We start from the raw sequence: 13,810 nt of genomic DNA on the forward strand, positions 1-13,810 counted from the left end.
TCAAGATAGCGGAGCGACCCTAGTCCGCCATGGCCGGGTAGTCGATGTAGCCCTTCTCGCCGCCGCCGTAGAAGGTGGGCCTGTCCCACTCGTTGAGCGGCGCGTTGCGGCGCAGGCGCTCGACCAGGTCGGGGTTGGAGATGAAGGCCCTGCCGAAGGCCACCATGTCGGCGTGGCCGCTGGCCACGGCCTGCAGGGCCATGTCGCGGTCGTAGCCGTTGTTGACCATCCAGGCGCCGCGCCCCCCGGCGTCGCGGTAGGCGGCCTTGAAGGCCGCGTAGTCGAATGGGCGGCCCTCGACCTCGCGCGGCCCGCCGGTGGCGCCCTCGATCACGTGGATGTAGGCCAGGGAGAGCGGCGCGAGCTGGCGCGCCAGATGCTCGAACAGCGGCTGGGGGTTGCTGTCGTGGATGTCGTTGGCGGGTGTGACGGGCGACAGGCGCAGGCCCACGCGGCCGCCCCCTATGGCATCGGCCACGGCGCGGGTCACTTCCAGCATCAGCCGCGCGCGGCGCGCGATGCCGCCGCCGTAGTCGTCGGTGCGGCGGTTGGCGCCGTCCTTGAGGAACTGGTCGAGCAGGTAGCCGTTGGCGCCGTGGATCTCCACGCCGTCGAAGCCCGCCGAACGCACCGCGTTGCGCGCGGCCGCGGCGTAGGTGTGGACGATGTCGGGCAATTCCTCTGCCGTGAGCGCGCGCGGCGTGCAGGTGTGCATGAACTCGCCCCGGCCCGTTTCCGGGTCCACCACGTAGGTCTTGGCGTTGGCCTGCACGGCCGAGGGCGCCACCGGTGCGGCTCGGCCCGGCTGCAGCAGGCTGTGCGACACGCGGCCCACGTGCCACAGCTGCGTGACGATCTTGCCTCCGCGCGCGTGCACGGCCTGGGTGACCTTCTTCCAGCCGTCGAGCTGGTCGCTGCCGTACAGGCCCGGCACGTCGGAATAGCCCTGGCCCTGCGCGCTGATGGCCGTGCCCTCGGTGATCAGGAGGCCGGCGCTGGCGCGCTGCGCGTAGTAGGTGGCGGTGATGTTCCGCGGCACGGCCTGGGGCGAGCGGTTGCGCGTCAGCGGTGCCATGGCGATGCGGTTGGCCAGGTGCAGGTCACCGGCCTGAATGGGGTCGAACAGGGAGGTCATGCGCGAAGCGGGTCAGGGTGGAGGAGCCCCTGTTCCACGTGGAACAGGGGCGGGCGGGGCGGTTACTTGAGCAGACCCTCCGCCTTCATGGCGGCCTGTACTGCGGGGCGGGCGCCGATGCGTTCGCGGTAGGCGGCCAGGTTCTTCAGTTGCGAGATGTCCAGGCCGACGAATTGCGCCCAGTTGGTCACGGTGAACAGGTAGGCGTCTGCCACGGTGAAATGATCGCCCATCAGGTACTGCTTGCCCGCGAGTTCGCCGTCGACCCACTGCAGCCGGGACAGCAGGCGCTGCTTGAGCTGGGGCTTGTACTCCTCCGGCGTGCCGGGTGCGAACAGCGGCCCGAAGCCCTTGTGCACCTCGGTGCCGATGAAGGACAGCCATTCCTGCAGGCGGTAACGCGCCAGCGTGCCGGGGGCAGGGGCCAGGTTCTTCTGCGGCGCCTGGTCGGCCAGGTACTGCACGATGGCCGGGCCCTCGCGCAGGCGCGTGCCGTCGTCCAGCTCCAGCACCGGCACGTAGCCCAGGGGGTTGATGCTGTAGAAGTCGGTGCCGTCGGCCAGCTTGTGCGTCTTGGTGCTGGCCAGCACGGGCTCGTAGGCTAGGCCGGCTTCGTGCAGCACGATGTGGGGCGAGAGCGAGCAGGCGCCAGGGGAGTAGTACAGCTTCATGGTGAGAGTCCTAGTTGACGAAGGCTTCAATGCTATGCCTTGCGCATGGCCTTTGCAGCCGAAGTGTACGGGGCGCCGGGCTGCGTCAGGCGTTCCAGCCGCGACAGAATGGATTCGGCCTCCTGGCGCGAGCCGCCGCACATGGCGGGGTGGGGCTGCAGCGATGCGCATACCGGCGGGCGCCCGGGGTGGCCGAAGATGCGGCAGCGCGCGTCGTCGTCCAGCTGCACGCACCGCACGCCTGCCGGCTTTCCGCCGGGCCTCCCCGGGATGGGGCTGGAGATGGACGGCGCGGTGCAGCAGGCGCCGCAGCCGGGGCGGTAGTCCATCCGGTGTCAGGCGCAGAGGCGCTGCGCAGCCCACAGCACCTGATCGACCACGGCGCGCACTTGCTGGCGCTGCGCCTCGTCGGCCAGGTCGTCGCCGGCATCGAAGGCGCTGGCGGCACGTGCCAGGGCGTAGTTGCGCGGCGCCAGCCAGCAGCCCAGGTTGACGAGCAGCGGCGCCAGATGGCTCTGCGAGCGCAGGCCGCCCAGCGCGCCGTTGGACGCGCTGAGCACGCCCACCACCTTGCCGGCGAAGGGGCGTGTCACGTCGGTCCAGACCGGATGCCCGGCGACGGGGCTGGAGGCCCAATCGATGGTGTTCTTGAGCAGGCCGGTGTAGCTGCCGTTGTATTCGGGCGAGCAGATGATCCAGGCGGGGTGGGCATCCAGGATTTCCTTGAGCCGGATCACGTCGGGCGGCGTGCCGCGCGCCTCCAGGTCAGCGTTGTACATCGGGATGTCCAGGTCCGACAGCTCCAGCAGCGTGACCTCGGCGCCGGCGTCGCGGCCCATGCGGGCGGCGATGCGGGCCAGGCGCCGGTTGAACGATTGTTGGCGGGTGCTGCCCGCGAAGACGAGGAGTTTCATGGGGCCGGATTGAAGCACAGACCCGGCGCCGGAATCCTGCAATGGTTTCACGTGAAACACGGGCAGGAGCAACGCAGATGGACAAAGATGGGAAAATTGCGAGCTTTCCCTTGCCGTGCCCGTTTCGTCCCATGCTCTACCCCCAGGAATTTGATGTCATCGTCGTCGGCGGCGGCCATGCCGGTACTGAGGCCGCGCTGGCTGCGGCGCGCATGGGCTGCCGGACCTTGCTACTGACCCACAACATAGAGACCCTGGGGCAGATGAGCTGCAACCCCAGCATCGGCGGCATCGGCAAGGGCCACCTCGTGAAGGAGGTGGATGCGCTGGGCGGCGCCATGGCGCTGGCGACCGACGAGGGCGGCATCCAGTTCCGCATCCTCAACAGCAGCAAGGGTCCGGCCGTGCGCGCCACCAGGGCGCAGGCCGACCGCATCCTCTACAAGGCCGCCATCCGCCGCATGCTGGAGAACCAGCCCAATCTGTGGCTGTTCCAGCAGGCCGTGGACGACCTGATGGTGGAGGGCGACCGCGTGGCGGGCGCCGTCACCCAGATCGGTCTGCGCTTTCGCGCGCGCGCCGTGGTGCTCACGGCCGGCACCTTCCTGGACGGCAGGATCCATGTGGGCCTGAACAACTACGCGGCCGGCCGCGCGGGCGATCCGCCGGCCGTGAGCCTGTCGGCCCGGCTCAAGGAGCTGAAGCTGCCGCAGGGGCGCCTGAAGACCGGCACGCCGCCGCGCATCGACGGGCGCAGCATCGACTTCTCGCAGTGCGAGGAGCAGCCCGGCGACGGCATGCCCGGCGGCGTGAACGAGGGTGTGCTGCCCGTGTTCAGCTTCATGGGAAGCACGGTGATGCACCCGCGCCAGGTGCCGTGCTGGATCACGCACACCAACGCGCGCACGCACGAGATCATCCGCAGCGGCTTCGACCGCAGCCCCATGTTCACGGGCAAGATCGAGGGCGTGGGCCCGCGCTACTGCCCCAGCGTGGAGGATAAGATCAATCGCTTCGCCGACAAGGAAAGCCACCAGATCTTCCTGGAACCCGAGGGCTTGACCACGCACGAGTTCTACCCCAACGGCATCTCCACCAGCCTGCCGTTCGACATTCAGTACGCGCTGGTGCGCTCCATGCGCGGCCTGGAGAACGCCCACATCCTGCGTCCCGGCTACGCCATCGAGTACGACTACTTCGACCCGCGTTCGCTCAAGAGCAGCTTCGAGACGCGGCAGATCCAGGGGCTCTTCTTCGCCGGGCAGATCAACGGCACCACGGGCTACGAGGAGGCCGCCGCCCAGGGCCTGTTCGCTGGCCTGAACGCGGCCCTGCAGTGCCGGGGCGAGGCGCCCTGGCTGCCGCGCAGGGACGAGGCCTACCTGGGCGTGCTGGTGGACGACTTGGTGACCAAGGGCGTGACTGAGCCTTATCGCATGTTCACCAGCCGCGCCGAGTTCCGCCTGCAGCTGCGCGAGGACAACGCCGACATGCGCCTGACCGAGGCGGGGCGCCGCATGGGGCTGGTCGATGACGCGCGCTGGGACGCCTTCGCGGCCAAGCGCGACGCGGTTTCACGTGAAACAGAGCGTCTCAAGAGCACCTGGGTGAACCCGCGCATCCTTGCTGCGGCCGAGGCCGAGCGCGTGCTGGGCAAGGCCATCGACCACGAATACAACCTGTTCGACCTGCTGCGTCGCCCGGACGTGGACTATGCACGCCTCATGAGCCTGGATGGCGGCAAGTACGCCAGTGGCGATGTTTCACGTGAAACCCTGGGCGCCTTGAGCGAGCCGGTGATCGAGCAGGTGGAGATCGCGGCCAAGTACGCGGGCTATATCGACCGCCAGAAGGACGAGGTGCAGCGCGCCGCGCACTACGAGCAGTTGCGCCTGCCGCCCGAGCTGGACTACATGCAGGTGTCGGCCCTGTCCATCGAGGTGCGGCAGAAGCTGCAGAAGCACCGGCCCGAGACCCTGGGCCAGGCCTCGCGCATCTCGGGTGTGACGCCGGCGGCCATCTCGCTGCTGCTCGTGCACCTGAAGAAGGGCGGGTTCAAGGGCTTCGCGCAGCCGGCGCCCACGGGGGAGGGCCATGTCGTTTCCGCTTGAAGAAAGAAGGGCGCTGCTGGCCTGCAAGGGCGTGGGGGCGGCGGTGGTGGCCCGCCTGGAGCAGATGGGCTACGGATCCCTGGCGCACCTGGCCAAGGCCAATACCCCGGACATTCTGGCGGCGGGTGCCAGGTTGACGGGATCGAGCTGCTGGAAGAACAGCTCCCAGGCGCGCGCCGCCATCGACGCCGCGCTGGCGCTGGCCCGGAGCCGCCATGGTTGATGCTGCGCCGCTGCGCCAGGGCGTGCAGGCCCTCGGCCTGGACTTGACGGAAGAACAGATCGCCCGCCTGCTCGACTTCCTGGCCCTGCTGCAGAAGTGGAACAAGGTCTACAACCTCACGGCCGTGCGTGACCCGCAGGAGATGCTCACGCACCACCTGCTCGACAGCCTGGCTGCCGTGGCGCCCCTGCGGCGCCACTTGGCGCAGCAGGGCGGGGCGGGGCGGCGCCTGCTGGACGTGGGCAGCGGCGGCGGCCTGCCGGGCGTGGTGTTCGCCATCTGCTGTCCCGATCTGGACGTGAGCTGCGTGGACACCGTGGCCAAGAAGGCGGCATTCATCCAGCAGGCGGCGGCCGCGCTGGGCCTCAGGAACCTGCATGGCATCCACGCGCGCGTGGAAACGCTGGCCGGCCCGTTCGACGTGGTGAGCTGCCGAGCCTTCGCCTCGCTGCCGGATTTCGTGAACTGGTCGCGCCAGGTGCTGGCGCCGCACGCCGTGTGGCTGGCCATGAAGGGCAGGCACCCGCAGGACGAGATCGCCGCGCTGCCCGTAGGCGTGCAGGTGTTTCACGTGGAACAACTCGCCGTGCCGGGGCTGGATGCCGAGCGCTGCATCGTCTGGATGCGGCCCGTGGCTTAAACTCGGGCTCCTCTCCCCGCTGCTAGGCGCTCCCACATGTTCGGCATTGCAGACTACGGCGCATTCGTCGCCGCCATCGTGTTGTTCCTGGCCATTCCCGGGCCGGGCAACCTGGCGCTCATCACCTCCACCGGCAAGGGCGGCGTGCGCGCCGGTCTGGCCGCATGCCTGGGCGTGATCGCGGCCGACCAGGTCCTCATGTGGGCGGCCGTGGCGGGCGTGGCCGGCCTGCTGGCGGCCTACCCGGCGGCCTTCCATGCCGTGCAGTGGCTGGGCGCCGTCTACCTGGGCTGGATGGGCTACAAGATGCTCACGGCCAGGCCGGGCGATGCGCCGGTGCTGCGCATAGAGCCGCGCCACTATTTCCGTCAGGGCGCCGTCATCACGCTGCTCAATCCCAAGGCCATCGTGTTCTACATGGCCTTTTTCCCGCTGTTCGTGAACCCGGCCACGCACCGCGGCCTGGCCACCTTCGCGGCCATGGCGGCCACCATCGCGGCGCTCACCTTCCTGTACAGCCTGGTCGTGGTGCTGCTCACGCATCACCTGGCCGAGCGCATGCGCGCGAACCCCATGGTGGTGCGCGTGCTGGAAAAGACCGCGGGCACCTTCCTTATCGGCTTCGGCATCAAGCTGGCCATTTCGAAATAAAGACCGGCATGGCCAAGATCTTCTGCATTGCCAACCAGAAGGGTGGCGTGGGCAAGACCACCACCTCCGTCAACCTCGCCGCGGGCCTGGCCAAGATAGGCCAGCGCGTGCTGCTCGTGGACCTGGATCCGCAGGGCAATGCCACGATGGGTTCGGGCGTGGACAAGCGCCAGCTCGCGCTCAGCGTGTACGACGTGCTGCTCGAATCGAGCTCCATCAAGGAGGCCGCCGTGCCGGCCGAGCAATGCGGCTACCACGTGCTGGGCGCCAACCGCGAGCTGGCCGGCGCCGAGGTCGAGCTCGTTGCGCTGGAGCACCGCGAGCGCCGCCTGAAGGCCGCGCTGGCCGAGGTGGACCAGGACTACGACTTCGTGCTCATCGACTGCCCGCCGTCGCTCTCCATGCTCACGCTCAACGGCCTGTGCAGCGCGCACGGCGTCATCGTGCCCATGCAGTGCGAGTACTTCGCGCTCGAAGGCCTGACGGACCTCGTCAACACCATCAAGCAGGTGCATGCCAACCTGAACCGCGACCTGCAGATCATCGGCCTGCTGCGCGTCATGTTCGACCCGCGCATCACGCTGCAGAGCCAGGTCAGCGCCCAGCTCAAGGACCACTTCGGCGACAAGGTGTTCGACACGGTGATCCCGCGCAACGTGCGCCTGGCCGAGGCGCCCAGCTACGGCCTGCCGGGCGTGGTGTTCGACCCGGTGGCCAAGGGCAGCCAGGCGTTCGTGGACTTCGCGCGCGAGATGGTGCAGCGCATCCAGCGCATGTGATCCTATCCATGGGTTTCAAGCGGAAAATGCCTCCATGGCTTATCAGGCAAGCGCTAGATGCTATATAAAAAATAGTAATACCGCATGCATCCTTTCCAGGTACTCCTTCTGCCCGGCTGGCAGGACTCCGGCCCTGGCCACTGGCAAACCGAGTGGGAGCGCCTGCACGGCTACCGGCGCGTGCAGCAGCACGACTGGACGCGCCCGCTGCGCGGCGACTGGAGCGCGCGCCTGGAGGAGGTGGTGGCCGACGCCCCGGGCGAGGTGCTGCTGGCCGCGCACAGCCTGGGTTGCATACTCGCCGCGTGGTGGGCTGCGCACACGCGCCACGCGCGCAAGGTGCACGGCGCGCTGCTGGTGGCGCCGGGCGACGTGCAACGGCCCGACCTGGCCGCGCAGATCCGCGGCTGGGCGCCCATCGCGCGCCGGCCGCTGCCCTTTCCCGCCGTGCTGGCGGGCAGCCGCGACGACCCGTACTGCGCCTTCGAGCGTGCGCGCGCCATGGCGCAGGACTGGGGCGCGCGCTTCGTCGACCTGGGCGCGCGCGGGCACGTCAACGCCGAATCGGGGCTGGGCGACTGGCCCGAGGGCCATGCGCTGCTGCAAACACTGATAAACAAGGACTGAAGAACATGGTCACCAAGAAACCCAAGGGCCTGGGCCGCGGCCTGGAAGCACTGCTGGGCCCCAAGGTCGCTGACAAGGCCGAGCAGGCCCAGGCCGAGGCGCAGGGCCTGCCCAGCACGCTGGCGCTCGACCAGCTCGTGCCCGGCGTCTACCAGCCGCGCACGCGCATGGACGAGGGCGCGCTGTACGAGCTGGCCGAGAGCATCAGGGCCCAGGGGGTGATGCAGCCCATCCTCGTGCGCCGGCTGGGCAATGGCGAGAACGTCGGCAAGTACGAGATCATCGCCGGCGAGCGGCGCTTCCGCGCTTCCAGGCTCGCGGGCCTGAACGAGGTGCCCGTGCTCGTGCGCGACGTGCCCGATGAGGCCGCCGCCGCCATGGCGCTCATCGAGAACATCCAGCGCGAGGACCTGAACCCGCTGGAGGAGGCCCAGGGCCTGCAGCGCCTCATCCGCGAGTTCGGCCTCACGCACGAGCAGGCGGCCCAGGCCGTGGGCCGCTCGCGCAGCGCGGCCAGCAACCTGCTGCGCCTGCTGAACCTGGCCGAGCCGGTGCAGACCATGCTCATGGCCGGCGACATCGACATGGGCCATGCGCGCGCGCTGCTGGCACTGGACCGTGCCACGCAGATCACGGCGGGCAACCAGATCGCGGCCAGGAAGCTGTCGGTGCGCGAGGCCGAGGGCCTGGTCAAGAAGCTGGGCGCCGAGTTCAACCTCACGCCGCAAAAGCCCAAGAAGGACAAGTCGCGCGACATGAAGCGCATCGAGGAAGAGCTGTCCGACCTGCTCATGGCCGAGGTCGAGGTGCGCGTGAAGAAGCGCGTCAAGCGCGGCAGCCGCACCGAGGAGATGGGCGAGCTGGCCATCGCGTTCGGCTCGCTGGAGGCGCTCAACGGCCTCATCGAGCGCCTGCGCGGCTGACCCGGCGCCTTCTGCCCCCTGCCGATGCGCCTGTCCTGGCCGCTGCCCGCCTTGCTTGCCTGGGGCGTGGCGTGGCTGCTGCACGCCGTGCTGCAGCCGCGCCTGGGCACCCTGGCGTCGTTGCTGGGCGCCACCGGCGTCGGCGTGCTGGCCAGCCTGTGGGGGCAGAGCTGGTGGCGCAGGGCGTTGATCGCGCTGGGCTTTCCGCTGTCGCTCGCGCTCACGGGCGCGGCAGGGTTGCCGGCCTGGGCATGGCTGCTGCCGCTGGCCGTGCTGCTGCTGGTCTACCCCCTGAATGCATGGCGCGACGCGCCTCTGTTCCCCACGCCGCGCGGCGCGCTGCACGGGCTCGACGCCCTGGCGCCGCTGCCGCCGGGCGCGGCCGTGCTCGACGCGGGCTGTGGCCTGGGCGACGGGTTGCTGGCGCTGCGCGCCGCCTATCCCCGGGCGCGGCTGCACGGGCTGGAATGGAGTTGGCCACTCGCTCTGCTGTGCCGCCTGCGCTGCCCCTGGGCGCATGTGCGGCGCGGGGACATCTGGGCGGCCGGCTGGGGCGATTACCAGCTGGTGTACGTGTTCCAGAGGCCCGAAAGCATGGCGCGCGCGGCGGCCAAGGCGCTGGCCGAGATGGCGCCGGGAAGCTGGCTGGTCAGCCTGGCGTTCGAGGTGCCGGGCCTGGCTGCCTGCGCCCGGCTGCCCGGGTTTGCCGGGCAGGGAGTGTGGATCTACCGTATGGGCGCCAGCGCCGCCGCGCCGCGCGGAGCAACAAAAGAATGCGGGGCATCTGCAGATGTAACGCTATGATTTCACGCAATTCAACCGCGCTTATCGAACCATTCACCGTGATAGAGAGGAAGGAAACCATGTCCCGCAAAACCCTGTCCCTGCTGGCGGCCGCCTGCGCCGTCGTCGCCCTTGCCGGATGCGAAACCACCAATATGAAGATGGGGAGCCAGGATGCCAAGACCGTGGCCACCGGCGCGGCTGCGGGAGGCAGCGCCGCCAATGAGAGCAGCCAGCTCGAACGCTGCCAGTCGCCGCTGGGCACGGTGTCGCTGGTCGAGAACCAGGACGCCGGCTGGTACACCATCCTGCGCAACGAATACAAGCTGCCGCCCACGGCCAACCTGCTGCGCCTGCTGATCCAGCAGTCCAACTGCTTCGTCGTGGTGGAGCGCGGCGCGGCCGGCATGCGCGCCATGGACCGCGAGCGCCAGCTCATGGGCTCGGGTGAGATGCGCGGCGGCAGCAATTTCGGCAAGGGCCAGATGGTGGCCTCCGACTATGGCCTGTCGCCCGAAATCATCTTCAGCAACAACGATGCCGGTGGCGTGGGCGGTGCGCTGGGCGGCCTGATCGGCGGCGGCAGGGGGCGTGCGCTGGCGGCCATCGGCGGCAGCCTCAAGACGCGCGAGGCCAGCGCCATGCTGACTCTGGTGGACAACCGTTCGGGCGTGCAGGTGGCGGCCTCCGAGGGCAGCGCCTCCAAGAGCGACTTCGCCGGCTTCGGCGGCATCTTCGGCGGCAGCGCCGGCGGCGGCCTGGGCGGCTACCAGAACACGGCCCAGGGCAAGGTGATCACGGCTGCGTTCATGGACGCCTACAACCAGATGGTCGTGGCGCTGCGCAACTACAAGGCGCAGAGCGTGCAGGGCCAGGGCCTGGGCGGCGGCGGCAAGCTGGGCGTGGACGGTGGTGCCGCACCGTCGCAGACCAAGGCCGGCGCGGCCATGTCCGTGCGCGAGGCGCAGGAGCGCCTGAACGCCCTGGGCTACAACGTGGGTACGCCCGACGGCTCCGCTGGCCCGAAGACGGCCCGCGCGCTGCGCGAGTTCCAGCAGCAGCAGGGCCTGCCCGTGACGGGCCGTCTGGACGCGGCCACAGCCGGCGCGCTGTCGCGCTGAACCGGGATCATTTCCCGCATGCGAGGCAAAAGCGGCCCCCGGGCCGCTTTTTGCTTGTGCGCCGCCGGCCGCCCGTGGTTCATGCCCCCAGGAACCGCCCCGGCGCCAGTCCCACGGTGCGGCGCACCATGGCGCTGAAGGCACTGGGGCTGTTGTAGCCCAGCTCGGCCGCGATCTGGTTGATGGGCCGGCGGCCCGCGGCCAGAGCCACGGCGCGCGCCAGGATGACCTGCTGGCGCCACTGCGTGAAGGTGCTGGAGAGCTCCTGGCGGAACAGGCGCGCCACCGTGCGCGGGCTCGCGCCCGTGTCGCGCGCCCAGTCGGCCAACGTCTCGTGGCGCGTGGGGTCGGCGATCACCGCCTCGCACAGGTGGCGCAGGCGCTTGTCGCGCGGCAGGTCCACGCCCAGGCGCACGCTGCTGGCGCGGCGCAGCTCGTCGAGGATCAGCGCGCTCAGGTGGCGCTCGCGGTGGAGCAGCTCGGGTGGCAGCGGCGGGGCGTCGTCGGGCTCGGAGGGCATCTCGCGCACCAGGGCGCGCAGCAGGTCGGACACCTCCAGCACGCGGCACTGGCGCCAGGGTTCCTCCTGCGCGCGCGCCACGCCCGGGCCGCAGCGCCCGGGCGGCTGGTGGAAGTACAGCGTGCGCAGGTCGGCGTCCTCCACCATGGTCACGGCGTGCTCCACGCCGGGCGGGATCCACAGCGCGCGCGAGGGTGGCACGATGTAGGCACCGTCCGGTACCGTCAGGCGCAGCACGCCCGTGGTGGAGATGGCCACCTGCGCCCAGGGGTGGCTGTGCGGCCGCACCTGCGTGTCGGCGCGCAGCTCGCGGTGCTTGGCGCGCACGGGTCGCGCGCGGCTGGGCACGAACAGATGGGGCGTGAGCGACTCCACGTACGACAGCACGCGCGCCGCCCGCGGCGCATGGGCAGGGGCGGCCTGCGCATCGGCGTGGCCGGGTGGCGGGGCGGCGTGAATTGGCATGATCACGACAGTAATTGGCTGTCTATCGTATATCGGTCTTGCGCGCCTTGCCTAACATCATGCCCATGACGACCGCCGCCACCCCCTCCCTGCGCCAGGACGTGCGCACCATCGGCCTCATAGGCCTCGCGCATGGCTCCTCGCATTTCTTCCACATGCTGCTGCCGCCGTTGTTCCCGTTCCTGATCAAGGACTTCGGCTACAGCTATTCCGAGCTGGGCCTGCTGCTGTCGGTGTTCTTCGTGGTCTCGGGCACGGGGCAGGCGCTGTCGGGCTTCCTGGTGGATAAGGTGGGCGCCCGCCCGGTGCTGTTCGCCGCGCTGTCCAGCTTCGCCGCGGCGGGCCTGGTGGCGGGCAGCGCCGGCGGCTATGCGGGCCTGGTGCTGGCGGCCGTGCTGGCGGGGCTGGGCAATGCGCCGTTCCACCCGGTGGACTTCACCATCCTCAACAAGCGCGTGTCGCCCCAGCGCCTGGGCCACGGCTTTTCGGTGCATGGCATCTCGGGCAACCTGGGCTGGGCCACGGCGCCCGTGTTCATGGCCGGTATCGCCACGGCCACGGGCTCCTGGCGCATGGCCTGCCTGGGCGGCGCCGCGCTGGCGCTGCTGGTGCTGGCCATCATGGTGTGGAACCGCGACGCGCTCGACGACCGCCAGGGCGCCTGGGCGCACCAGGCGGCCAAGGGCGCTGTTGGCGCCGCGGCCGTGCAGGAGCACCCCATGGCCTTCCTCAGGCTGCCTGCCGTGTGGCTGTGCTTCTCGTTCTTCTTCTGGAGCACCTGCTCGCTCAGCGCCATCCAGAGCTTTGCCGCCCCGTCGCTGCAGCGCATGTACGACATGCCGCTGTCGCTCACGACCATGGTCGTCACCGGCTACATGCTGTGCGGCGCCATGGGCATGGTGCTGGGTGGCTTCCTCGTGGGTCGCGTGGAGCGGCTGGAGAAGACCATCAGCGTGTGCCTGCTGGCGTCGGCCACGCTGCTCACGCTGGTGGGGTTGGGCGTGCTGCCGGGCATGGTGGCGCTGGCCGTGGCGTCGCTCGCGGGCATGGGCATCGGCATCGCCGGCCCCTCGCGCGACATGCTCATCAAGCGCGCCGCGCCGCCCGGCGCCACGGGGCGCGTGTACGGCACGGTGTATTCGGGGCTGGACCTGGGCTTCAGCCTGGCCGCCCCGGTCTTCGGCGCGATGCTGGACGCGCAGATGAACGCCGGCATCTTCTACGGCTCGGCCCTGGCACTGGTGCTCAGCGTGGTGTCGGCGGGTTTCGTGGGGGTGGGCGTGGCTGCGCGGCGGATGCAGGCCGTCGCGCAGTCGGCGGCGTGACTCAGGCGTTCCGGTAGGCCATCGGCGTCTCGGGCACGGGATAGCCGGCGGCGCCGAAGGTCTCGACGATGGCCTTGTTCGTGTCGAAGTACACCTGCCAGTAGTGGTCGGTGTGGGTGTAGGGGCGCACGCACAGCTTGGGGCCTTCGGGGGTGAATTCCAGGATCTCGATGTCCGGCGCCGGCTCGGTCGCCACGTTGGGGATGGCGGAGATCACCGGCTTGAGGCGCGCTATGGCGTCCAGCGGGCTCACGCTGTTGGCCACTTTGGCCACGCAGTCCACGCGGCGCACCGGCAGGGCACTGAAGTTCTGGATGTTGTCTCCGAAGATCTTGCCGTTGCCCACCACGGTCATCACGTTGTCGGGCGTGGTCAGCGTTGTGGCGAACAGGCCTAGCTCCGTCACCGTGCCCACCATGCCGCCGGCGCTGATGAAGTCGCCCACCTTGTAGGGCCGCAGCACCTGCATGAAGACGCCCGCGGCAAAGTTGCCCAGCATGCCGCTCCAGGCCGCGCCGATGGCCAGGCCGGCGCCCGCCAGCAGCGCGGCGAACGAAGTCGTCTTGACGCCGAAGATGTCCAGGATCGCCAGGATCAGGATGATGTTCAGCAGCACGCCGGTGATGGACTTCAGGTAGTGCGCCAGCGTCGTGTCGATCTTGCCGCCGCGTTGCAGCAGCTTGCCCATCAGGCTGACGGCCAGGCTGATCAGCCATCGACCGATGATCCAGGCAGCGATGGCGGTGGCCAGCTTGATCGCGAAATCGGTGCCCTGTGTGCTCAGGAAGTGCCAGATGTCGGTGGTGTTCATGGTCGCTCCGGGGAATGTGAAACCGTTTCAGAGTAACGCAATCCCCGGGAACCGCAATGTGAATCATCGTGAGCCGCGATGGCCGTGCCCATGTCCGGGCCCGCGGCTACG

At 69.7% G+C, this 13,810-nt stretch carries 16 protein-coding genes; 10 read left to right on the forward strand and 6 right to left on the reverse strand.

The window, feature by feature from the left end; genetic code table 11:
- Positions 1-19: 19 nt before the first annotated feature.
- The 4 genes from ALIDE2_RS00260 to ALIDE2_RS00275 all read right to left on the reverse strand — a co-directional run bounded on the left by ALIDE2_RS00260 (position 20) and on the right by ALIDE2_RS00275 (position 2,720).
- Positions 20-1,135: an alkene reductase gene (locus tag ALIDE2_RS00260; protein ID WP_013516970.1), complete on the reverse strand. Its 1,116-nt coding sequence runs from the start codon at positions 1,133-1,135 to the stop codon at positions 20-22.
- Between the two features lie 62 nt (positions 1,136-1,197).
- Complete coding sequence (gene gstA / locus ALIDE2_RS00265) at positions 1,198-1,806, reverse strand: glutathione transferase GstA (protein ID WP_013516971.1); 609 nt, start codon at positions 1,804-1,806, stop codon at positions 1,198-1,200.
- A gap of 32 nt (positions 1,807-1,838) precedes the next feature.
- The gene (locus ALIDE2_RS00270) at positions 1,839-2,135 is read right to left on the reverse strand and encodes a YkgJ family cysteine cluster protein (RefSeq protein ID WP_013721138.1); all 297 of its coding nucleotides are present in this window, start codon (positions 2,133-2,135) and stop codon (positions 1,839-1,841) included.
- 6 nt (positions 2,136-2,141) lie between these two features.
- Positions 2,142-2,720 (reverse strand): NADPH-dependent FMN reductase, encoded by a 579-nt coding sequence (locus ALIDE2_RS00275; RefSeq protein WP_013516973.1) that lies wholly within the window; start codon positions 2,718-2,720, stop codon positions 2,142-2,144.
- Between the two features lie 131 nt (positions 2,721-2,851).
- On the opposite strand from ALIDE2_RS00275, the gene mnmG reads away from it, so the two are divergent.
- From mnmG to ALIDE2_RS00320, 9 genes are all read left to right on the forward strand, one after another.
- The gene (mnmG, locus tag ALIDE2_RS00280; RefSeq protein ID WP_013516974.1) at positions 2,852-4,831 is read left to right on the forward strand and encodes a tRNA uridine-5-carboxymethylaminomethyl(34) synthesis enzyme MnmG; all 1,980 of its coding nucleotides are present in this window, start codon (positions 2,852-2,854) and stop codon (positions 4,829-4,831) included.
- Positions 4,815-5,054, forward strand: coding sequence for a hypothetical protein (locus tag ALIDE2_RS00285; protein WP_013516975.1), 240 nt, complete (start codon positions 4,815-4,817; stop codon positions 5,052-5,054). The genes mnmG and ALIDE2_RS00285 overlap by 17 nt, the downstream gene beginning before the upstream one ends.
- Entirely contained in the window at positions 5,047-5,694 is a 648-nt protein-coding gene (rsmG, locus tag ALIDE2_RS00290) for a 16S rRNA (guanine(527)-N(7))-methyltransferase RsmG (RefSeq protein ID WP_013516976.1), read from the forward strand. The genes ALIDE2_RS00285 and rsmG overlap by 8 nt, the downstream gene beginning before the upstream one ends.
- Positions 5,695-5,730: 36 nt before the next feature.
- Complete coding sequence (locus tag ALIDE2_RS00295; protein WP_013721140.1) at positions 5,731-6,345, forward strand: LysE family translocator; 615 nt, start codon at positions 5,731-5,733, stop codon at positions 6,343-6,345.
- A gap of 8 nt (positions 6,346-6,353) precedes the next feature.
- On the forward strand, positions 6,354-7,124 hold the full coding sequence (locus ALIDE2_RS00300) for a ParA family protein (RefSeq protein WP_013516978.1): 771 nt from the start codon (positions 6,354-6,356) through the stop codon (positions 7,122-7,124).
- 84 nt (positions 7,125-7,208) lie between these two features.
- Positions 7,209-7,751: an RBBP9/YdeN family alpha/beta hydrolase gene (locus ALIDE2_RS00305; RefSeq protein WP_013721141.1), complete on the forward strand. Its 543-nt coding sequence runs from the start codon at positions 7,209-7,211 to the stop codon at positions 7,749-7,751.
- A 5-nt stretch (positions 7,752-7,756) separates the two neighbouring features.
- Positions 7,757-8,674: a ParB/RepB/Spo0J family partition protein gene (locus ALIDE2_RS00310; RefSeq protein WP_013516980.1), complete on the forward strand. Its 918-nt coding sequence runs from the start codon at positions 7,757-7,759 to the stop codon at positions 8,672-8,674.
- A gap of 24 nt (positions 8,675-8,698) precedes the next feature.
- Positions 8,699-9,478, forward strand: a complete 780-nt coding sequence (locus ALIDE2_RS00315; RefSeq protein ID WP_013721142.1) for a class I SAM-dependent methyltransferase — start codon at positions 8,699-8,701, stop codon at positions 9,476-9,478.
- Between the two features lie 59 nt (positions 9,479-9,537).
- On the forward strand, positions 9,538-10,578 hold the full coding sequence (locus tag ALIDE2_RS00320) for a peptidoglycan-binding domain-containing protein (RefSeq protein WP_013721143.1): 1,041 nt from the start codon (positions 9,538-9,540) through the stop codon (positions 10,576-10,578).
- A gap of 79 nt (positions 10,579-10,657) precedes the next feature.
- Here ALIDE2_RS00320 and ALIDE2_RS00325 read toward each other — a convergent pair whose 3' ends face one another.
- Complete coding sequence (locus ALIDE2_RS00325; protein ID WP_013516983.1) at positions 10,658-11,563, reverse strand: AraC family transcriptional regulator; 906 nt, start codon at positions 11,561-11,563, stop codon at positions 10,658-10,660.
- Between the two features lie 59 nt (positions 11,564-11,622).
- On the opposite strand from ALIDE2_RS00325, the gene ALIDE2_RS00330 reads away from it, so the two are divergent.
- The gene (locus ALIDE2_RS00330; protein ID WP_013516984.1) at positions 11,623-12,888 is read left to right on the forward strand and encodes an MFS transporter; all 1,266 of its coding nucleotides are present in this window, start codon (positions 11,623-11,625) and stop codon (positions 12,886-12,888) included.
- Position 12,889: 1 nt separating this feature from the next.
- Here the strand turns inward: ALIDE2_RS00330 and ALIDE2_RS00335 are convergent, their stop codons facing one another.
- On the reverse strand, positions 12,890-13,699 hold the full coding sequence (locus ALIDE2_RS00335) for a mechanosensitive ion channel family protein (RefSeq protein ID WP_013516985.1): 810 nt from the start codon (positions 13,697-13,699) through the stop codon (positions 12,890-12,892).
- Positions 13,700-13,810: the final 111 nt, after the last annotated feature.

It is taken from the genome of Alicycliphilus denitrificans K601 (assembly GCF_000204645.1).
In the GTDB taxonomy this organism is placed as follows: domain Bacteria; phylum Pseudomonadota; class Gammaproteobacteria; order Burkholderiales; family Burkholderiaceae_C; genus Alicycliphilus; species Alicycliphilus denitrificans.